21 protein-coding genes, 1 pseudogene and 1 riboswitch are annotated in these 20897 nt (G+C 47.8%); of the genes and pseudogenes, 13 read left to right on the plus strand and 9 right to left on the minus strand.

Annotated features, from left to right (window positions below; all coding sequences use genetic code 11):
- Positions 1-96: 96 nt before the first annotated feature.
- Together LG368_RS10575 and LG368_RS10580 are read left to right on the plus strand one after the other, a co-directional pair.
- Positions 97-417, plus strand: coding sequence for a type II toxin-antitoxin system RelE/ParE family toxin (locus LG368_RS10575; RefSeq protein WP_226754691.1), 321 nt, complete (start codon positions 97-99; stop codon positions 415-417).
- Positions 414-698: a helix-turn-helix domain-containing protein gene (locus tag LG368_RS10580; RefSeq protein ID WP_226754692.1), complete on the plus strand. Its 285-nt coding sequence runs from the start codon at positions 414-416 to the stop codon at positions 696-698. Before LG368_RS10575 ends, LG368_RS10580 begins: the two co-directional genes overlap by 4 nt.
- A gap of 38 nt (positions 699-736) precedes the next feature.
- Here the strand turns inward: LG368_RS10580 and LG368_RS10585 are convergent, their stop codons facing one another.
- The gene (locus LG368_RS10585; protein ID WP_226754693.1) at positions 737-1666 is read right to left on the minus strand and encodes a DMT family transporter; all 930 of its coding nucleotides are present in this window, start codon (positions 1664-1666) and stop codon (positions 737-739) included.
- Between the two features lie 116 nt (positions 1667-1782).
- A riboswitch (FMN riboswitch) is annotated at positions 1783-1962 on the minus strand.
- Positions 1963-2122: 160 nt separating this feature from the next.
- Here LG368_RS10585 and rarD point away from each other — a divergent pair.
- Positions 2123-3025: an EamA family transporter RarD gene (rarD, locus tag LG368_RS10590; protein WP_264194036.1), complete on the plus strand. Its 903-nt coding sequence runs from the start codon at positions 2123-2125 to the stop codon at positions 3023-3025.
- Positions 3026-3100: 75 nt separating this feature from the next.
- The gene (locus tag LG368_RS10595) at positions 3101-3907 is read left to right on the plus strand and encodes an ATP-grasp domain-containing protein (protein WP_226754694.1); all 807 of its coding nucleotides are present in this window, start codon (positions 3101-3103) and stop codon (positions 3905-3907) included.
- A gap of 9 nt (positions 3908-3916) precedes the next feature.
- Here the strand turns inward: LG368_RS10595 and LG368_RS10600 are convergent, their stop codons facing one another.
- The 7 genes from LG368_RS10600 to LG368_RS10630 form a co-directional block, all read right to left on the minus strand.
- Positions 3917-4387: a hypothetical protein gene (locus tag LG368_RS10600; protein WP_226754695.1), complete on the minus strand. Its 471-nt coding sequence runs from the start codon at positions 4385-4387 to the stop codon at positions 3917-3919.
- A gap of 172 nt (positions 4388-4559) precedes the next feature.
- Positions 4560-4829 (minus strand): amphi-Trp domain-containing protein, encoded by a 270-nt coding sequence (locus LG368_RS10605; RefSeq protein ID WP_226754696.1) that lies wholly within the window; start codon positions 4827-4829, stop codon positions 4560-4562.
- 5 nt (positions 4830-4834) lie between these two features.
- Entirely contained in the window at positions 4835-6160 is a 1326-nt protein-coding gene (locus LG368_RS10610; RefSeq protein ID WP_226754697.1) for a metallophosphoesterase family protein, read from the minus strand.
- A gap of 53 nt (positions 6161-6213) precedes the next feature.
- On the minus strand, positions 6214-6894 hold the full coding sequence (locus LG368_RS10615) for a histidine phosphatase family protein (RefSeq protein WP_226754698.1): 681 nt from the start codon (positions 6892-6894) through the stop codon (positions 6214-6216).
- On the minus strand, positions 6891-8018 hold the full coding sequence (locus LG368_RS10620; RefSeq protein WP_226754699.1) for an HprK-related kinase B: 1128 nt from the start codon (positions 8016-8018) through the stop codon (positions 6891-6893). The genes LG368_RS10615 and LG368_RS10620 overlap by 4 nt, the downstream gene beginning before the upstream one ends.
- Positions 8015-8923 carry a GAK system ATP-grasp enzyme gene (locus tag LG368_RS10625; protein ID WP_420827965.1) on the minus strand — a complete coding sequence of 303 codons (909 nt, stop codon included), beginning with the start codon at positions 8921-8923 and terminating at the stop codon, positions 8015-8017. Before LG368_RS10625 ends, LG368_RS10620 begins: the two co-directional genes overlap by 4 nt.
- Positions 8916-10559 (minus strand): ecdysteroid 22-kinase family protein, encoded by a 1644-nt coding sequence (locus LG368_RS10630; protein ID WP_226754701.1) that lies wholly within the window; start codon positions 10557-10559, stop codon positions 8916-8918. The genes LG368_RS10625 and LG368_RS10630 overlap by 8 nt, the downstream gene beginning before the upstream one ends.
- A gap of 226 nt (positions 10560-10785) precedes the next feature.
- On the opposite strand from LG368_RS10630, the pseudogene LG368_RS15620 reads away from it, so the two are divergent.
- A pseudogene (locus LG368_RS15620) lies at positions 10786-11550 on the plus strand (PAS domain-containing protein); the annotation flags it as partial.
- Between the two features lie 21 nt (positions 11551-11571).
- Positions 11572-12084 (plus strand): methyl-accepting chemotaxis protein, encoded by a 513-nt coding sequence (locus tag LG368_RS15625; RefSeq protein ID WP_420827966.1) that lies wholly within the window; start codon positions 11572-11574, stop codon positions 12082-12084.
- A 92-nt stretch (positions 12085-12176) separates the two neighbouring features.
- Here the strand turns inward: LG368_RS15625 and LG368_RS10645 are convergent, their stop codons facing one another.
- Positions 12177-12938, minus strand: coding sequence for a sulfite exporter TauE/SafE family protein (locus tag LG368_RS10645; RefSeq protein WP_226754702.1), 762 nt, complete (start codon positions 12936-12938; stop codon positions 12177-12179).
- A 217-nt stretch (positions 12939-13155) separates the two neighbouring features.
- On the opposite strand from LG368_RS10645, the gene LG368_RS10650 reads away from it, so the two are divergent.
- The 7 genes from LG368_RS10650 (at position 13156) to LG368_RS10680 (ending at position 20702) form a co-directional block, all read left to right on the plus strand.
- Positions 13156-13563 (plus strand): gamma-glutamylcyclotransferase family protein, encoded by a 408-nt coding sequence (locus LG368_RS10650; protein ID WP_226754703.1) that lies wholly within the window; start codon positions 13156-13158, stop codon positions 13561-13563.
- A gap of 70 nt (positions 13564-13633) precedes the next feature.
- Positions 13634-14518, plus strand: coding sequence for an NAD(P)-dependent oxidoreductase (locus LG368_RS10655; RefSeq protein WP_226754704.1), 885 nt, complete (start codon positions 13634-13636; stop codon positions 14516-14518).
- 519 nt (positions 14519-15037) lie between these two features.
- Entirely contained in the window at positions 15038-16630 is a 1593-nt protein-coding gene (locus tag LG368_RS10660) for an ABC transporter substrate-binding protein (RefSeq protein ID WP_226754705.1), read from the plus strand.
- Positions 16631-16752: 122 nt separating this feature from the next.
- Positions 16753-17763 (plus strand): ABC transporter permease subunit, encoded by a 1011-nt coding sequence (locus LG368_RS10665; protein ID WP_226754706.1) that lies wholly within the window; start codon positions 16753-16755, stop codon positions 17761-17763.
- Positions 17764-17773: 10 nt separating this feature from the next.
- Positions 17774-18697 carry a dipeptide ABC transporter permease DppC gene (gene dppC / locus LG368_RS10670; protein ID WP_226754707.1) on the plus strand — a complete coding sequence of 308 codons (924 nt, stop codon included), beginning with the start codon at positions 17774-17776 and terminating at the stop codon, positions 18695-18697.
- 11 nt (positions 18698-18708) lie between these two features.
- Positions 18709-19677 carry a dipeptide ABC transporter ATP-binding protein gene (gene dppD / locus LG368_RS10675; RefSeq protein WP_226754708.1) on the plus strand — a complete coding sequence of 323 codons (969 nt, stop codon included), beginning with the start codon at positions 18709-18711 and terminating at the stop codon, positions 19675-19677.
- Positions 19674-20702, plus strand: coding sequence for a peptide ABC transporter ATP-binding protein (locus LG368_RS10680; RefSeq protein WP_226754709.1), 1029 nt, complete (start codon positions 19674-19676; stop codon positions 20700-20702). Before dppD ends, LG368_RS10680 begins: the two co-directional genes overlap by 4 nt.
- Positions 20703-20897: the final 195 nt, after the last annotated feature.

Raw genomic sequence — 20897 nt, forward strand, 5'->3', positions numbered from 1 at the left:
TATGGGAAGACAAAGACGAATGATTTTATCGATTAAATATTAGACAGCCACAACAAGCAAGGTTATCATAGATGATAACTTCACAAAGGGATACCTATGGACTGGGAAATAAACTTTTATGAGGGTGTTGAAGATCAAATCCTTAATATGCCGCCTAAGGTTCAGGCACGGATGATTAAACTACTCGAATTAATGGAAAAGTATGGCGCCAACTTAGGCCCACCACACACGCAAGCCATGGGTGACGGTCTATTTGAGATAAGAGCCAAGGCCAAGGAAGGGATTGGACGAGGTTTATTTTGCTACCTCAAAGGCAACCGTATTCATGTATTGCATGTATTTATTAAAAAGTCTCAAAAAACACCAAAAAACGAGCTCAAACTTGCTCGTGAACGACAAAAAGAGGTTCAACAATGAGTCTTCAAGCCCTGAAACAACGAGCTCTCAAAAATCCTGACGTGAAATCTGAATATGAGAAGCTCGAAAACGAATTTCACTTCATTGATCAACTGATTGGCATGCGTATTAAAGCTGGCTTGACGCAACAACAAGTAGCAGAAAAAATGCATACTCAAAAAAGTAACATCAGTCGATTAGAGAGAGGCAACGCAAACCCTAACTGGTCCACGCTATCAAAATACGCCCAGGCCTGTGGTTTTGAGTTAACGCTTACGGTACAAAGAAGCTCGTCAACCTAGTGCGTTTTTGTGCGCTATAGACCATTTCGATCGCCTTTTTACTGCGTTACTGGGTTTAAGTCTGTTCTTCTCAGTTCTTTCATGCGCAATCCAATGTTACCGAGTATCAGCATCATGCCACCGATAATTTGATAGCTGGTCAGGCTCATGTCTAAGAAAACCCAGTTGATGACGGCGGCGAAGACGGGAAAGGACAGCTCGGCCAACGTGGCCAGTTGCGCAGGAACGGTTTTCAATCCCTGGTAATAAAACCACATGCCGATAAAACCACTGAGTAAGGCCATAACAACAACAAGACTCAGGTCTACTGAAGTCATGATGGACAAACTGTCTGACTGCGCCAACGCCATGGGCAGAAGCACCAATAATCCAGCGACAAATCGACCGGACATAATGGCATTCGCTGGCATATGTTGGTGCGATAAGTATTTACCACACACGGTGGCCGCGCCCCATGCGGTTACGGCAATCAAAGTATAACCATAGCCCTTTAGCAAGCTCACCGTGTCACTCGAATAGTGCCATTGAGCGTCGCCCAATACACGCAAGTCTGGCCACATCATGACAAAACTGCCCAACAAAATCACGGCAGCCCACTGAACAAAGTGCCCTTCAATACGCTCTTTTAACAACCAATACGCCAGCAAAATGGCCACAATGGGTTGGAGTTTTTGCAATAAAATCACCACGGTAGGGTTTAAGTATTGAAAAGCTTCCGTGAAAGCCAAGGTACCCATGGCCGAGCCAATGCCACCGATAAAAAACAAACTTGAAAAGCCGCTAATCGACATATGGCGATACACATGACGGTAACGCCACAGCATAGGACTGACAAACAACACGAGGGTAAGGTGTTCGATAAGAACGATTTGCAAAGTAGAATAGCCAGCGCCCAGTAAGGGGTAGCGTATTAAGGTATCAAGCGCCCACGTAAAGCACGCGATCATGATAAAGAATGTTCCTGCCATCTTGGTTTTCTCCAATGAATAAGATGCACAGGGGTGATGAGAACGAATAGTACCAAGCACTGCGCTTTCAAAAAGCACACATGAACACCCCCATTGCTAGGCGCGTTAAAAGCTTGGTCGATCTTCTATCATCCGGACTGTAACCGTCGGCTCTGGCTTCTCACCAGATCTGCTGACCCTTGTTGTTTCAATATCATAAGAAACATCACAAGGCGCTCGCGGGCTGTTTAACTGGATGAGGTCATCCGAGAAAAAATACCGCCGGTGGGGAATTTCACCCCGCCCCGAAGTTCGATTAATGTAAATTTACGTAACTAACTCTAAACCCATCCCCTTACTGAGGCAATAATAAATCGACTTTTGAACACCCTAAAAAGTACAAAAATCTGACCGTTTACCCAGTATTAAGCTACACTCTGCAATCAATACAAATCTTGACCAGCTAGGATAGATATCATGCAAACCTCTTCTAAGAGTGGTGTTCTTTATGCCCTAACGGCCTTTACTTTATGGGCCATTGCGCCTATTTATTTTAAAGAAATGTCGTTTGTGCCCGCTCAAGAAATTCTGGCTCATCGTGTTATCTGGTCGTTTTTATTGGTATTAGCGCTTATTTTCATTCTGCGCTACAGCAAGGCGCTGGTCACCGTCTTAAAATCCCCTAAAATTTTGGCCGCTATGCTGGTGTCCACTTCCCTGATTGGCTTCAACTGGGGCACCTTTATTTGGGCGGTGCAAAATAACCAAATGCTCAGCGCCAGTTTGGGTTATTACATTAACCCGCTGATCAGTATTTTATTGGGGGTGATTTTCTTTAAGGAAAAGCTCGATACCATTCGTAAAGCCGCGGTATTGCTGTGCTTTTGTGCCGTGGTGTTTGAGATCATACAATTTGGTTCGCTCCCTTGGATCGCCTTGGCACTCTCCATGACCTTCGCCTTTTATGGCCTGATACGTAAGAAAATAGCGGTTGATAGCTTTACCGGCATGGCGATTGAAACGGCCATCATGTTGCCATTTGCCCTGATGTATTTGACTCTCAGCCCGTCTCCAACCTCGAATATTTTTGACAACAGCGCCAGCGTTAACTGGTTATTGTTTGCCGCTGGGCCAGTGACCATGGCGCCACTTATGTGTTTCGCGGCGGCGGCCAACCGGGTCAGCATGGTGACTCTCGGTTTCTTTCAATACATAGGCCCAACGGGGATGTTTTTCTTGGCGGTTTTTCTTTACGACGAGCCTCTCAGTTCAGAAAAGCTTACTACTTTTGTGTTGATTTGGTCGGCCTTAGCCATACTGATTTTCGACTCGATTCGACGCCTGCGCAAAGTGCCAGATGCTTACAAAAATAGTCCGTAAAACCCACAAAAAAGAGTTTCTTTTTTGTGCAACAGGCCGCACAATCGCGGCCTGTTTAGCAACTGATAACACGCCATGAAAATCATCTCTTTTGACGCCCTAAGAACGCTCCACTTACCTCACGTTCGTTACATAAAACCCGAAGCGATGTACGACCATTTAGAGGAAATTAAAGCGGCAGATTGGTTACTGTTCCCACAATATTGGCAACTGACAGCCCTCACCTGTGGCCTCAAAAAACGTATTTTTCCCAGTATGGCGTCTTACCTAATTGGCCATGACAAAATTGAGATGACACGTACTTTTAACACCGTCGCACATCAACAACACCCGTACACCTTGATCGCAGCCAATACGCCCTATGAAGCCGAGCGAATTTGGGACGAAATGCACACGCCCTTTGTGGCCAAAATCCCGCGCAGCAGCATGGGCAATGGGGTATTTTTGATCGACACCATTGGCCAATGGCGTGATTACGTAGAAAAAACCGACGTGCTGTACGCACAAGAATATTTACCAATTGATCGTGATATGCGCGTTATTTGGGTGGGCAATAAAATTGTCAGTGGCTACTGGCGTTTGCAGTCAGATAATGGCTTTCATAACAACATCAGCCAAGGTGGTCAGGTGGAAGTCGCCTTGATCCCCAAAGAAGCCCAGGATCTCGTGACCTTCCTCGCCGAATCGTTGGACATCAACCATGCCGGATTCGACATCGCCATGGTCGGCTCTGTGCCTTACGTGATTGAAATCAATCGAATTTTTGGCAACCAAGGACTGCCCAATATTCAACATGACGTGAATACAGAACTGCTGAATTACTTGAACGAGCAGCACCTGTTATCGACTGCCGATCTCATCGATCAGCCAAGTGGGTTTTAACCGCCCCTATTAGGCTAGAGGACGAGTGCTTATCATGCGCTTAATCGTATCAAGTGCACGACCCAGTGCTTCTGTCGCCTCGGTTCGAACGGGGTTACGAATCTGACACTGATTGATACTATCCGCGTACTCAGTGAACAGTTTTTGTTCGGTATAGCGCTCATTAAGATGGAGCAAAAAGGTTTTGCGTTGTCGATCGAAGAGTTTTTGCATCAGCCTCGCTTGGGTTTTATTGCCGCCATACATGTGCACAAGTTTTGGCGTAATCACCTCATCTTGTAAGAAACGGCTGTACATAAATAGGCCTTTGTGAACGACAGCAATGTCTTGCGGGTCGTAATTCGGGCTAAACTCAGACAACTTGATGTCAACAAAATCGACCAGCGCCAAGCAAGAATTCAATTCATTAATAGACGACCCTGCAGAATAAGACACGGACGAGCATAACAAACCAATGATCAATAATAGTCGTTTGTACATGGTGACCTCCGTGTTTTGCGTTTATGTCGATTCGATACCCTTTTAAAATAGAGCAATGGCGAGAGATTCGTCAATTGCTTGGGGGTCGGTGTTAACATATTAAAACAGGAAAAGTTCAGAACGACACAAAAGTGTATCAGTATTTATCTTCTACTGACTGACCGTATAAATACTATGATCGAATGCTCGGCGCCGTTTTATTCAGGCGTTTAGGGCGTTTTTCCCAACGTACTTTGATGTCAAACTGTTGGCTGTCTTCGTCTTCCGACGCCGTCACTTTTAGTCGCATCAACCCCTTAGGATCTAACTGAAGCGTCCCTTCTTTTTCATCACTGAACGCCAGCTTACCTTTGCCTAGACCTTTCGAAAGGGCTTTTAACACATCTTGAATATCGTTGGTGTCTAGTAACGCTTCGTATTTGAATTCGGTTTTTGATTTCATACCATTTACTCGTAAATGCCTTTTAATTCGTTCGCACTCATCACTTTGGCCGTTGGATAATCACAGCTCAATCCGACAATGCCAGTGGTTTTGTCAATTAAGGTTGCACCAATACCATAGCTGTCTAACCCTTCGACTTTACGAGAATGAGAGTCCAACGTAATGTCGGCTTCCACGTGTACCAAGCCTTTTTTGATCGCCACACGTTGTCCTTGCTGACGGTTAATATGGCCTTGTACCACCACATGAATCCCAGCTTTATGAATCGCATCGACGCCACGCGCTGTCAAAGGCAAGTCTGCGTCGCGGTACTTGGTACGAAAGGTATTGGCAATGGAACTGTAGTAAAAGCTGAACAAATCACGGCGCTTTAAATTACGGTGAAACGCTTTATTGGCGTATTGGGTACCATTTTTGAGCAGCATTTGCGCCATACTGTCGTCAAGCCCAGCGTGCAAGAACAAAAAAGACCCGCGCTTTGCCACCAGCGCCATTTTGCGGAAGAACCAGTTGAACTCGCCTTTTTTGTGTAAAAATAACTGCTGGCATTTCAACGAAGTAGCGTACACCTGACGCAAACTCAACCCCGCTGCCAAGCAGTGTTTTTCAAAGCTGTGATTTTTCGATGCCATTTTGCGCACTTCACGATCGATACCCTCTACGGTTAAAAAGCCCGCCGCATGAAAAGGAAACTCTTTGAACCAATCATCGCCAGGAAACAGCAACGTACGGCAGGTATCTTCGTCGGGAATTTTTTTGTCCCACTTAGTATCTGCTAGATACTCGTCAAACACTTCTCGAAACAAGGGCACGACCTTTTTGCCCATGCGGACAAAAAAGTGCTGGTTGCCTATGTCTTTTTTCCGCGCCAGCGCCAACAAACCCATCAACAAACGCAAGTCATGATTGCCCGCCAGTAAGGTCACGCGAGCTTTGAGTTTGTACAACTGCTTCACGCTGCGCAGTAAGGTGAGATTACTGGGTCCCTTATCGAGGCAATCACCACCAACTATGATGTCGGTGCGACGCCCTTTTTTGGTTAACGTCAGCTGACCTAAAGCGGCTTTTTTCTTACGCTCGGCCACACCCGCTGCAATGAGAGACGCTTCGAATGCCTCAGCATCGGCATGGGGATCAGAAATAAACACGACGGGGCGCTTTGGCCAGCGTAGCTTGTTCTTTTTAAACCGCGATGGCGTTTTACTCGTGGACAACACATGATGATTGACCGAGCTGTCGTCCCGCGGCCACGGTGCCCACTCACTCGGTAATCGAGTCGTAATGTCCGCGTGATTAGGGTGATCGAAAACACAAGGGAGAGGACTTTTCATCGGTTAATTACCTTTGTAATGTGGGCGTGCAAATCACGTGTTGTGTAAAAATATCAGTCAGGGACATCATGAATTTGACGCTGCTTCCAGTCACCAAAACAGTTCACTGTGGGTTTCCCTTCTATAAACTCAAACACAATAGGATGACCATAAAACATGCTAAGCCGTTTAATATCGCAAAATTCTATGACATTTAAATGACAAGCCGCGTGTCGTATTGACGCGCCATGGCCAACAAACAGCTTAATACGGCCGTTATCACCAGCGTGCTGTTGCCAGCCCCGTACGTGGCTGGCCACCCGTTCGCCCGCTTGCCATAAGGACTCCGCGCCATCAAATGGCAGGCAATAATGACTGTCAGACTTCCAATGAGCGGGAGGAGCATCAAATCTTGGATCGAGCGCTAAAATGCGCTCTATTTCATCAATCGACAAGTTGGCCACCGCGCCCACGCTGCGCTCGCACAATGCAGGAAAAGACGCGATCATAGGCGCGTCGTCAAAAAACTCGCTCAACTCTTCCACATAGAGGCTTGCTGTTTGCCATGCACGCAACAAAGTCGAGGCATCCACTTGAGCCTCTAAACGCAAGCCTTGCTCCGCTAGCCACGCCCCAAACGCCCTCGCTTGGCGCCGCACTTCCTGTTCCCCTTCAGGCGTCAACGGAAAGGGTTGTAGGGCGCTCGGTACCTTCTTTAATTGCTCGTATGCTCCGTGGCGGATAAAAGCAATCATGCTGGATCCAAAGCAGCGATCAGTTCATACGCGCGATCAAAGTCGATTTTGCCCGTCAACCGATACACGGTTACGTTCGCCAGTTCATCAGCGTAATGAGCGACTGAATCTATGGCGTTCAAATCTGCAAATACGCCTTCGTTGTCTTGGTAAAAAGGCCCTGGACGCTTGCGTAATCCTTCGATCACATCGGGCTGTGTGGCCAGATCAACTCGTTCCAAACACGTTGGTTCAGGGCTGTTTAACGACCAATCCAACATAACCAAGCGCGATAAATGCCCCGTCAAACACACGCGATCTGCGCCGTATTCGTCTTCAATTTGCACGTCGTATTTTTCTTCTAATGACCAAAGCTCGCTTTGTGGCATCTCGCGTAATGCGGCTTGGCGCGCTTCGGGCAAAATATGACGCAAGCGATCCGCGTGCAACAAGGTACCAGGGTTCACTCTGGGTAACTTAGCCAGCCCCATGGTGGCGGTACCCTGAGCCGTTTTTTTGATTAAAATCCGGTCATTGGTTAAAAAATTTCGCTCTGGGTTTTCCAAACAACGCAGCATCAGCGTCGATTTACCACCACCAGAGCCCGCCGCTATGGCGGTCACTTCGCCTTTTACACTGAAGCCCGATGCATGACCTAAAGAGAATCCTTGGCGCAAATAGTGGTTCAAAAATTGGTTGTTAATAAAATTGATGATTTGTGCCACATTGGCTGAACAAGGTCCCACTGCAACGACCTGATCAGGGCGTTGCAAAAACACCATACCGGTTTTGAATTTCTTAATCCAGCGACCGCCTTCCACATCAAGGTAGCCTTCTTTTCGTCCCTGCTTACCGGCTTCACGCGGCACGTCGAGCCAATTAAGTTCCTCACCCACCGCGTCTTGCTCTATGGCAAACACCTGCAGTGCCGTGGTGGGGGCGGTGGTTTGCTTTAACGTGGCGGGTAGCTTTAACGTGGTGGGTAACTTTAAATAGCTACGGTAATAATCAGCGATCCCTGCAAGCAACATGGTTTCATTAGAATGAACTGTGATACTCAAATCCGCAAACGCCAGCTGAATCGTGTTAGTACAGCGACTCAGAGCGTCGTCCACATGAGGTAAATTTAATAAGGCTTTGATCATGGTTGTGTTCCCTCCGACAAGCCACATGACTGTAAAACATAGGTGGCGTAAGCACTGGCGGCGTCGATGTTGCATCCTTCTAGGGCGCCTTTAAAGCCACCAAACGCAGACACTTCAAACACCACAGGGCCTTGGTTTGTCAGGGCGATGTCGACCGTGGTGAAGCTGAGATCGTAGCAAGATTGAGCGCGTCGCCCCAGTTCGATCAAATCCGCATCGGGCTCGAACAATTCGTATTTGCCGCCACTGTTGATGGTGGTGTTCCAAGCGTCTTTATTGCCAACACGGGCATAAGTACACAGATACTCACCACCAATGAAGACCATGCCGAGATCTCGACCATCGAGCTCCACCGTTTGTTGAATATAGTAAATACTTTGGGTATGGCGGTATTTTTCTAAGGCGTCTCGTACCACCTCGTCACTGTCGGCGGGAGTTAATATGATCATGCCACGCGCTTTTGTTGAATACAGGGGCTTTAAAATCGCCGAACCAAATTCCCGTACCGTTGCAAACGCCTGCTCAGCACTTTCAGTAATGCGTGTTTTCGGCATAGGGATGTTGCCTTGTTGCAAAGCGAGGGTGCCGCTTAGGCGATTGACCAAGTTACCGACACTGTGGGTCGGGCTGAACAGTTTGACGCCGGCACGCTCTGCGTAAGACAGCAAATGAATGCGATCTTCTGTGGCGGGGGAATAGGTCTCACTGATTTTCTTGATGATCAAGCCGTCGAGGGTCATCAGATCCAACCCTTGATACATAAGTTGTTGAGTATCGAGGCGCAGTTCCACTTGGCTCATGTCGATCACCGCACGAAAGCCAGTGCGCTCTTCTAAGCGATCCGCCAAGACTTCTGTCGACCATTTTCCTGGAATACCAATGACCCCAATTCGTGGCTTATTCAACATACAGTTCCTTTAATGGTAGGGTAAATGTCTGGGCCTGTTCGGGCGTTAAGCTGGACAATCTGTGCAGCAAATAACGCGCTCGCAAATGCATACGAGAGGCCAGTTTTTTATCAAATATAAAACGCGTCGAGGTCGCAAACGAGCGCGCCAACCCCGCGGCTAAGCGCAGTTCAAACCGGTCGTCTTGCTGGCGTTTAGCAAAGCGCTGACCAAATCGATACACGGCTTTGGCGCTGTCCATCATTTGCGTTCGCGTGTCGCCGCTCAATACTTGTAAGCGATAAATCGACACCATGAGCACCGACAAATCTTGCACATAATCAAAGTAAGCAGCGCGGTGCAAATCGATAAAATACACGCGCTTTTCCGCGTCGTCGTAAATCACATTATCGACATTAAAATCCCCATGCGTGAGCACGGAAAAGGGCGCGCGCCATAGGGTTTCTTGCTTGGCAACGTCTTGTACTAATTCGTCGAATCCGCGACTCACGTAACCGCAAATACGCTCCTCTTCTTTGAAAAATTCAGGGTGTACTTTGCGACTGTCACCGATGCGCTTTTGCAGTTGCTTCATGAAATTGGCGTTGCACGTTTCTAGGGTAAAACTGGCTTTCCAAGTTTGATTTAACGTCTTAAACAACGCCTTTAATGCGGCCTGAGTGCCGTCTTGGTCGCCATTAAGTAAGAGAGCTTCTAAGGTTTTCCCAGGGATATGCTCGATCAGTAACGACGCCTGTTCATCGGAATCGCCCTGTTGTGACAGCACACTCGGTGCCAGTTTAGGATCGATATTGCGCCAATGGTTGACGCCAGCTACTTCTTCATCGATCTTAGCACGGTCGCCCTCTTTATAGACTGCTAACACATTTTTGCCCGATTGATCCTTGTGAGTAATCGCGGCAATGGCACTGCCTGAACGGGTTAATGCCAAACGCCGGACTTTTAAATCTCGTAAGTGGTAGTTCAAATTGTTCGCGCTGTCTAACAGATGTGGGTAATTATCAAGGTTAGCGACCTGACCCAAATCGGTCTTGATTAAGGCATCGCCCACAACACTCAGTTGCTCAATAAGACGCTTCACACCAAGATTACTGAGTACGGCGGCTTGCAGCTGATCGTCGCTTAAGATTGCTTTCGCCTGTAAGGTTTTGCTTTGTAAATCGTTATAACTGGCGAGCAGTTTGTGAGTGCGACGTCCTAACTTGATCCCTGTACGACGGCGATTGTCGGCCAAACCGGCTTTTACTAAGCGCAATGCTCGACGAACACGTTTGACCAGTTTGCCTGCTTCCTCTTTCGCTGGATGCTCAAAACTTGCACTCAAGGTGCCTTCTCTGACACAGTCGAAACAGTGCTTGGTCATCATTTCCAGCGCTAACGCCAACGCATGCATACCGGTGACTTGAGCATGGTAACGACTGTTGTTTTTGCGTTGTGCTAATAACCGCGTGACTTCCAAGTCGGCTTTTTCACGTAATGTTTGTACATAACCACGTCGACCACGCAAGCTAGGCAGCAAGGTAATCGAGCTGGAGCTGAAAAAGAGCGCCACCAGATGGCAGTGTGTTTCCACTTCGTTCAGAAGAAAAGACACCGGCTCCTGAAGTGTCAACACCACTGGGATTGAGGACATAACATTTCCCTACTATCGTTACCTTAGACTGTACATAAAGTAAAAAGCATAAAGATGACAGTGACATTACAGAGAGGGACAAATCTATTTAGGGCGCTTTTTCACGTCGCTAACCTATGCGTTACACCACACTTTAATCACACCAGGTGGCATCTCTTAGTTCTAATGCTTCGCATAATGAACTACTATCTAGGCACACTACAAACCGTTACAAAAGGCGGCCAACATGTTTTTTAAACGAAAATCCGAAGAAACCAAGAAAGAAAATGCCCAAGAAACGGGACAGAATCAATGCAGTGCAGAACTTGCCGCCATCAAACAAAATACTGCCTGTATCAGCTTTAATACTGACGGTATCATTTTAGACGCCAATACACTTTTTCTAGACATTGTCGGATACCGCGCTGAAGAAGTCATTGGCCAACATCACCGCATGTTCTGTGACCATGAATACGCCAATTCAGCCGAATACAAAGATTTTTGGCGCGCTTTAAAAGCGGGCGAGGCCAAAAACGGTACTTTCCTGCGTTTCACCAAAAGCAAACAACCCATTCACCTAGAAGCCAGTTACTTCCCTGTTGCCGATCATGATGGTCGTATCACCAAGATTTTGAAGATTGCCAACGACATTACAGACATTCAATCTTCGCTAGAAAGTAAAAATGCCGTTCTAAAAGCATTAAATCGCTCTATGGCGATGATTGAGTTTGATCCAACAGGTAAAATTCTTTACGCCAACACCAACTTCCTAACGCTTATGAAGTACGACCTTGAAGAAATTCAAGGGAAGGAACATAAAATCTTCTGTGATGATAAGTTCTATCGTGAAAACCCTCATTTCTGGGCGGATCTGTCCCGTGGCCAGCATTCCTTTGGGCGCTTTCAACGTTTTGACAAAGACGGCAAGGTCGTCTGGTTAGAGGCCACCTACAACCCCATTTTTGATGACAAAGGCCGTGTTACAAAAGTCATTAAATTTGCTGCAGACATTACGACACGCATCAATAATTCCATGCTGGCGATTGAGCTTGCTGCGGCCACATCCGAAGAAACCAGTCAGGTTTCCTCAAACGCGGTGGAAATATTAGACGCTTCAGTTCGCACTTCTGCAGAAATTGCAGAAAAAGTCCGAGTCGCTGCGGAAACGGGTGAACAGCTTCAAGCACAGTCTAAGAATATTGCCGATATTGTTGTGACGATTCGTTCTATTGCGGATCAAACGAACTTACTGGCTCTGAATGCGGCGATTGAGGCGGCACGCGCTGGGGAAGCAGGGCGGGGGTTCTCTGTCGTTGCCGACGAAGTTCGTAAGCTGGCCAGCTCTACCGCTGCCGCCACAGCCGAAATCACTGAAGTCGTCGACAACAACCACCGTTTGATCAATGACATGGACGGCATCTTACGTTCCGTTAATGGCATTGCATTGCATGGTCAGGAGAGTATCAACGAAGTGTCCCATGGCCTCACAGAGATATCCTCTGGGGTAGCAAGGTTCGTCGAAATGGTTGATAAAATGAAAGAATAGCGCAGAAAGTTTAGACTTAAAGCCACGGTATTGGCTCCCAACGCCGTGGTCTACTTTCTGCTTTGATGTCTTATCCTTATGACTATTTTTGCTTAGTCTGTTAGCAAAGCCGCGGCACTGCCGCATACTGTCATAACAAACAAAAACCATTTTAAATGACTAGGGTTGGCTTTAATCGCCATCTTTACGGCTAAATACGAGCCAAATATAGTACCCGACGCCAAGATCAGTCCCGGTACCCAAAGGATCTGGTCATTCCAAATAAACACACCCAGTGCCAATGCCGTAAAGCCTAATGTACAAACCATTTTAAGTGCATTGGTACGCACCAAATCATAACGTAATGTGCCTGCTAGTGCGGCAATAAGAATGAAGCCCACGCCAGCTTGCACAAATCCCCCATACACACCGGCAATGAATAATGCGACCCACGCGCTGGGCTTCTCAGTCACTTTGAAAGGGATAGTGCCTTCTGGTGGCGCAATCAAAGTAGGGCGCACAATCATAATCACCGTCATACCGATCATGGCGCTCAATAGCAGTGGTTTGAGCCAGGTCTCTGGCGCGTAACTTGCCGCAAAAGCACCGACCACACCGCCTAATAGAGAGGGAATCATCACCGGTAAAATGTCCGCATTATCCAGTTTTTTTGCCTTACGAAACCCTACCGTAGCGGATACATTTTGTAAGAAAACCCCGACACGGTTCGTTGCATTGGCAATATCTGCGGGCATGCCCATCACCATCAGAGCTGGCAAAGTAAGATTCGACCCTCCACCGGCTAACGTATTAATAATCCCGGCAATAAATCCCGTACCAATCAGTAAACTCACGGTAAATAGACTGTAGTCCATTCTCTGTCCTTAAAAAATGCGTTGAAAAAGAGCACGCATCTTAGTAAGGCTTAACGACTTTGACAAAGGTTTCTTTTCGTTACTTGGCGAACCGGAGGCTGCAGGTGTGAAGATAGTCTCAAGGTTTTGTCATCAAGGCGTAATGTACGATGGCGTTGCTTGAAATGACGCCGTCATCAAGGCATCGTACAATTTTCAACCTCATTAACAGAGAGTTATGATGGCCAATTACCAAATTGTTGCCGTGTATGGCACCTTACGAGAAGGACTCAACGACCACACCTTGCTGTCGACAGGCAGGCGCATCGGGATGGGGTGGTTAACTGGATTCAGCATGCACGACTTAGGCGGTTCACCGGCCATCGTGCCAGCCCACGAGAACACTGAACGTATTCGAGTAGAGTGGTATAAAATTCCAGACACCACATTGGAAGAACTGGATCGTTTAGAGGGTTATGATCCTAACAATGCGGAAACGTCCGTTTTTCTACGCAAGCGGGTTTTTTCGCCTTATGGCAAAGGGTGGATTTACGTTTATAATCAACCACTAAAGCACGCCCCTTACATGGAAGCGGGTGACTGGGTGCGTTTTTCACAACTCTCTACCTTAATTCCAGCGCATTAATTTCCTTGCTTTTTTGCTGCCTCCCATTAGGGTGTAAGGTCACTTTATTCTCAGCAAAAGGGCACACACAATGAAAGTTAGTTTCATCGGATTAGGCACCATGGGTTACCCAATGGCAGGGCATGTCAGTAAAGCTGGACACTCTGTTGTGGTTTATAATCGTTCAGCAGAAAAAGCTCAAAATTGGTGTAAAGAGTACGCGGGCTCATCGGCTCCGACGCCCGCTCTTGCTGCAAAAGACGGTGATATTGTGCTCACCTGTGTCGGTAACGATGACGACTTACGTGCTGTGTACTTAGGCGAAGAAGGTGCTTTTCAACAGGCTAAAGCGGGCACCTTATTTATTGATCACACCACAGCGTCCGCTGAAGTGGCAAAAGAACTCCATCAAGTCGCACAAGAGCGTGGTTTTCTCTTTATGGACGCACCGGTATCCGGTGGTCAAGCTGGCGCCGTTAACGGCGTGTTAACCGTGATGATTGGCGGTGAACAAAGTGATCTAGACAAAGCGAAACCGATACTTGACTGCTACGCTCAAGCCACTCGCTTAATGGGCCCCGTGGGTAACGGCCAACTGACAAAAATGGTCAACCAAATTCTGATCGGCGGAGTTTTATCAGGCTTATCCGAAGGCATACGTTTCGCACAAACTGCGGGCTTAGACATTGCAAAATTGGTCGATACATTAAAATATGGAGCGGCCGGTTCTTGGCAACTGGAAAATCGTGGCGAAACCATGGCGAAAGACGAATTTGACTTTGGCTTTGCCATTGAGTGGATGCATAAAGACTTAGGAATATGCCTAGCCCAAGCAAAAGAAATGGGGCTAGCATTACCCTTAACCCAATCCGTTGATCAAAGTTACCAAGACCTCATGGCAGAAGGCCATGGCCGCCAAGACACCTCGGTACTGATCAAGGCTTTTGATAAAAAAGACGTTGATCAAACAGCCTAACAACGACTTTTTACACCTCCCTTATTGTTATAAAAAGAGGGAGGTGTACACCATGAAACCGCTCGCCATAAATACTCTAAATATCGTTGTTCACCGATTTAACCACTTCTATTTTTTACTGATATAAAAATTCTACGCACTTTTTCTACACATTCTTTACGCGTCGATTTTCCTGTAAGCCTTTATTAGCAGGCCTTACGCTGGGTTATGCGTATTCTGTATTCATTCCACGTATAGGCTGTGTCGTTATTTCGATTGGTGATTTCAATGGCCTTGAGTACTCTTCAAGAAGGTTGTTTTTTGAGGGTCTGTTGACCAGGTTGTCAAAATACAACTAAGGGGGCTCACGGATGAGACAAGGTCGCCTTGTTCAGATGGCTATCTGGGCAAGGCGGTTTTAAACCGTAGGGCTGAACCGACTTCCCGCCTCCCTCAAAAAAATCACAAAAGAAACGAACACCTTGATTCAACTTCCCACGTGTTTGACACGAAATATAATGACGTTAATGGAGAGTTACAATGAAAAAAGGGCTAGCAAAACTAACGCTTGCACTCATGGCAGCCGGCGCAATCGGCACTTCCGCTCACGCCGCATCCACACTGGTTTATTGTTCTGAAGGGAGCCCTGAAGGCTTCAACCCTTCGTTTTACACTTCTGGCACCACCTTTGATGCCACTTCAAAAAATATGTTCAACCGTTTGGTGGAATTTAAGTTAGGCACCACAGAAACCGAAGCGGGCTTGGCTGAAAGCTACGAAGTATCAAGCGATGGCCTTGAATACACTTTCCATTTACGCAAAGGCGTGAAGTTTCATTCCACCAAAGACTTCAAACCAACACGCGACTTTAATGCCGACGATGTGATTTTCACCTTCGATCGTCAAGGCAACAAAGAACACCCGTATCACACCGTCTCTGGTGGCTCTTATGAGTACTACACCGGCATGGGCATGGACACACTGGTTAAAGATATCGTGCGCATTGATGACTACACGGTGAAGTTCGTGTTGAACCAGCCAGAAGCACCGTTTATTGCCAACTTGGCGATGGATTTCGCGTCCATTTTCTCGAAAGAACAAGCCGACATGCTGATGAAAGCAGGCAAACCAGAACAGCTTGATATCAATCCTGTCGGAACGGGCCCTTTCCAAAAAGTCCAATACCAAAAAGATTCTTTGATTCGCTATGTGGCCTTTGAAGATTACTGGAAAGGCCGTGCAAAAGTGGATCGCTTGGTGTTCTCTATCACACCAGATGCCTCAGTGCGTTACGCCAAGCTAAAAGCGGGCGAATGTGATGTGATGCCGTACCCAAATCCTGCCGATCTTAAGCAGATGGAATCCGATCCAAACATCAATTTGATGAGCCAAGAAGGCTTGAACGTCGGTTACTTGGCATTTAACACGCAAAAAGAACCTTTCACGGATGTGCGTGTTCGCCAAGCCTTGAGCCTAGCAACCGATAAGAGCGCCATTATCGATGCGGTGTTCCAAGGTGCCGGTAAAGCCGCGAAAAACCCGATTCCACCGACTATGTGGTCGTACAACAAAGACATCGTCGATTACCCATACGACCCCGTCAAAGCGAAAAAATTATTGGCCGAAGCCGGTTACCCAGACGGTTTCGATACCAACATTTGGGCGATGCCAGTACAGCGTCCGTACAACCCAAATGCCCGTCGTATGGCGGAAATCATGCAAGAAGATTGGTCTAAAGTGGGCGTGAAAGCTGAGATCGTGTCTTACGAGTGGGGTGAATACCTAAACCGCTCGAAAAAAGGCGAGCACGACACCGTGTTGCTTGGTTGGACCGGCGATAATGGTGACCCAGATAACTTCCTCTATGTTTTGCTAGGTTGTGATGGTGTTGGCGGATCAAACCGTGCCCAGTGGTGTAATGACGAGTTTAACGACCTGTTGTTGGCCGCGAAACAAACCTCTGACAAAGGCGAACGTACTAAACTGTACGAAGAGTCTCAAGCCGTCTTCAAACGAGAAGCGCCTTGGGTCACGTTGGCACACTCAATCGTGTATGAGCCTGTTCGTAAAGAAGTCAAAGGCTACAAAATTGACCCACTTGGCGGTCACTACTTCTACAACGTCAGCAAATAATCGACGTTAGGAAGTCAGCCCTTCGGGCGACACAAAACACCTGCTTGCTGGGACGTGAGCAGGCGTTTTGCTGACCGAGCCGCTGGCTCGTTCACACCACATTTCAAGAGAGCCTGTCCTTTATGTTCCAATTTATTTTTCGTCGCTTAAGTCTGGTGATTCCGACCTTTATTGGCATCACTCTACTGACCTTTACCCTTATCCGTTTGATTCCCGGCGACCCGATCGAAGTCATGGCCGGTGAACGCGGTGTCAGTGCCGAACGTCACGCTGAATTAAGCGCTCAACTCGGCTTTGATCAGCCCCTATACGTACAATATTTCAATTATGTCAGTGGCGTATTACAAGGGGATCTAGGCAATTCCTTGATCACGCGCGAACCTGTGATGAGTGAATTTTTAACCCTATTTCCTGCCACCATTGAACTGGCTACCTGTGCGGCTATTTTTGCTATTTTTATTGGTTTGCCTGCGGGGATTTTTGCCGCCGTCAAACGCGGGACGATTGTCGATCATTCCGTGATGACCTTCTCCCTCACCGGGTATTCCATGCCCATTTTCTGGTGGGCACTGCTGTTGATGCTGGTGTTTTCCGTCAACCTCGGCTGGACACCCGTCTCGGGGCGGATCGACGTAGTGTATTGGATCGACGACGTCACCGGTTTTATGTTAATCGACTCGCTCTTATCGGGTGAAGAAGGCGCTTTTGGCTCCGCGGTTTCCCACCTTATTTTGCCCAGTATCGTCCTCGGTACCATTCCTATGGCGGTGATTGCTCGCATGACACGCTCTTCCATGTTGGAAGTATTAAGCGAAGACTACATTCGTACCGCCCGCGCCAAAGGCATCGCACCATGGCGAGTGATCGTTATTCACGCGCTGCGCAATGCCTTGATTCCGGTGATTACGGTGATCGGCTTGCAAGTCGGTATCTTGCTGTCTGGTGCGATTCTGACCGAAACCGTGTTTGCTTGGCCGGGCATAGGGAAATGGTTGATTGAGTCCATCGGTCGCCGAGATTACCCCGTTGTACAAGGCGGTATTTTGATCGTCGCTTGTATCATTATTGTCGTGAATCTTTTGGTAGACATTACCTACGGCATTGTAAATCCACGTATTCGACACAGCCGATAAGGAGGCGTTTATGACTACTTCAACCAAAACGTCCACGACACAAACCGCTGATGCCATCCACACAGCACCGGTTCCCATGACGCCATTGCAAGAATTCTGGCACTATTTTAGTAGCAATAAAGGCGCGGTGGCTGGCTTGGTCGTCATTGTGATTATTTGCTTTATGGCGATGTTTGCGAACGTTGTTGCGCCTCATTCGCCATCCGACCAATACCGTGATGCCTTGTTACTACCACCAGCTTGGTTGGAAGGTGGCAACTGGTCGTTTGTATTAGGAACCGATGACGTAGGCCGCGATATTTTGTCGCGTCTAATATACGGTTCTCGTTTGTCTATTGCCGTGGGCTTGGTGGCGGTTTCAGCGTCCTTGATTATGGGGATTTTGCTTGGTCTGATCGCCGGTTATTTCAAAGGCATGATCGACACCGCCATTATGCGTATCGTCGACATCATGTTGGCCATGCCGAGCTTGTTGCTGGCGATTGCCATCGTGGCGATTTTAGGGCCGAGCATTGTCAACGCGGCCTTGGCGATTTCCATTGTCTCTTTACCTCATTATGTGCGTTTGACCCGTGCTGCCACCATGGCGGAAATGTCTCGCGATTACGTTACCTCGTCGAAAGTCATTGGCGCCGGTCCACTGCGCTTAATGTTTGTCTGCATTTTACCTAACTGCCTCGCGCCTTTGATCGTACAAGCCACACTAGGCTTTTCCAGCGCGATTTTGGACATGGCTGCATTGGGCTTTTTGGGACTCGGCGCACAGCCACCCACGCCAGAGTGGGGCTCCATGCTGGCCGATGCTTTGCAATTCGTACAACGCGCTTGGTGGGTGGTGACCTTCCCCGGTTTGATGATTTTGATCACCGTATTGGCGTTTAACCTCATGGGCGATGGCTTACGTGATGCCCTTGATCCCAAGTTGAAACAGTAAGAGAGGTTGTTATGTCACTGTTACAGTTGGACAATTTAAGCGTTACCTTCGGCAATTTTCGCGCCGTGGATAACATCAGTTACAAAGTAGAAGAAGGCGAAGTGCTGGGCATTGTCGGTGAATCCGGCTCGGGCAAAAGTGTCAGCTCTTTATCCATCATGGGCTTAATCGACTTTCCCGGTAAGGTCAGTGCCGATCAGTTGACGTTTGAGAATCAAGATTTGCAGGCCATGCCGGAAGCACAGCGTCGTAAGCTCACCGGCTCCGACATCGCAATGATTTTCCAAGACCCGATGACCAGTTTGAACCCGTGTTTTACCGTGGGTTATCAGATTATGGAAGCGTTGAAAACGCATCAGGGCGGCAGCAAAAAAGAGCTCAAAGCACGCGCCATTGAACTGCTCACCCAAGTGGGCATTCCCGCACCAGAGTCGCGCTTGAGCAATTACCCACACCAGTTATCCGGCGGTATGAGCCAGCGGGTGATGATCGCCATGTCGATTGCCTGTGATCCGCGTTTGCTCATTGCCGATGAGCCGACCACCGCGCTGGATGTGACGATTCAGGCACAAATTATTGATTTGCTGATTGATTTACAACGTAAAAAACAAATGGGCTTGGTGCTGATTACGCACGACCTTGCCTTAGTGGCTGAAGTGGCTCACCGCGTTATCGTGATGTATGCGGGTCAAATTGTTGAATCAGGCCCCGCTTCCGAGGTGTTTAGCACACCGAAACACCCGTACACCCAAGCTTTGTTGGCTTCGTTGCCCGAATCCGCGGCCGGTAAAGCACGACTGGATGCCTTACCGGGTGTCGTGCCAGGACAATATGATCGACCTGTCGGTTGCTTGCTGAGCCCTCGTTGTCCATACGCTACTGACCATTGCCGTAACGTGGCGCCAATCAATCAGGGCGACCTTGACCGTCAAGTAAAATGCCACACGCCTTTGGATAAAGAAGGGAGACCCGCCGCATGAGTCACAACGATAACCAGTTAATTTTAAAAGCGGAAAACCTTAAACAGCATTATCAGGTCAAGCAAGGATTATTTAAACCCGACGCTGTGGTAAAGGCCGTTGATGGCATCAGCTTTCACCTTGAAAAGGGCAAAACCTTAGCCGTTGTAGGGGAATCAGGATGTGGTAAATCGACGCTTGGACGTATGCTTACCATGATCGAAACGCCCACCGAAGGCCGTTTGGCACACCTTGGTGAAGACTTACTGACGTTAAGCAAAGAAGCGCAGGCAAAACTGCGTCAGAAGATTCAAATCATCTTTCAAAACCCGTATGGATCACTGAACCCTCGCAAAAAGATCGGCGCGATTTTAGAAGAACCTCTGGTGATTAACACCAAGCTATCAAAAGCAGACCGTAAAGCCAAAGCCTTGGAAATCATGGCGAAAGTCGGCTTAAAAACGGAACATTATGATCGCTACCCGCACATGTTTTCCGGGGGGCAACGTCAGCGAATTGCCATTGCACGAGGCTTAATGCTCGATCCGAACGTGATTGTTGCTGACGAACCCGTATCGGCACTGGATGTGTCGGTTCAGGCGCAAGTATTGAACTTGATGATGGATTTGCAGCAAGAATTTGGCCTTAGCTATGTATTCATTTCTCATGATTTGTCTGTGGTGGAACACATCGCCGACGATGTGATGGTGATGTATCTGGGTAAGGTGGTCGAGCAGGGCACACGGGAGCAGTTATTTAATAACCCTCAGCACCCTTATACGCTGGCCTTGTTGTCCAGTACGCCGCAACTCTCGCCAGAAAAACGCCGAGTGCGCATCAAACTGGAGGGCGAACTGCCATCGCCGCTGAACCCACCGTCCGGCTGTGCCTTCCATGGTCGCTGCCGTTATGCCAATGATCGCTGTCGCAGCGAAGCGCCTGTTTTGCGTTTAAACCACGCTAACGAGCAGGAAAAAGATCACTTGATTGCCTGTCACGCCGTAGAAGAAAATCGCATAGGAGCACTCAGCGCACAGACAGTTTAAAAGCGAAATTCCCCTTCTACTTCAAACGGTAAAACCGAGAACATAAACGTCTCAATATGGCGTTTATGTTCTCTGTAAACATGCGTTACATTCGCGTACTTGCTTGCTATGATCACCAGCGCAACATTTTGTTACAAAATACTTTCCTATTTCTAAGTGTCACTTAATAAGCAAAGGCAACGCCTCTATTCTCAC

The organism is Marinomonas algarum (assembly GCF_020532605.1).
GTDB lineage: Bacteria > Pseudomonadota > Gammaproteobacteria > Pseudomonadales > Marinomonadaceae > Marinomonas > Marinomonas algarum.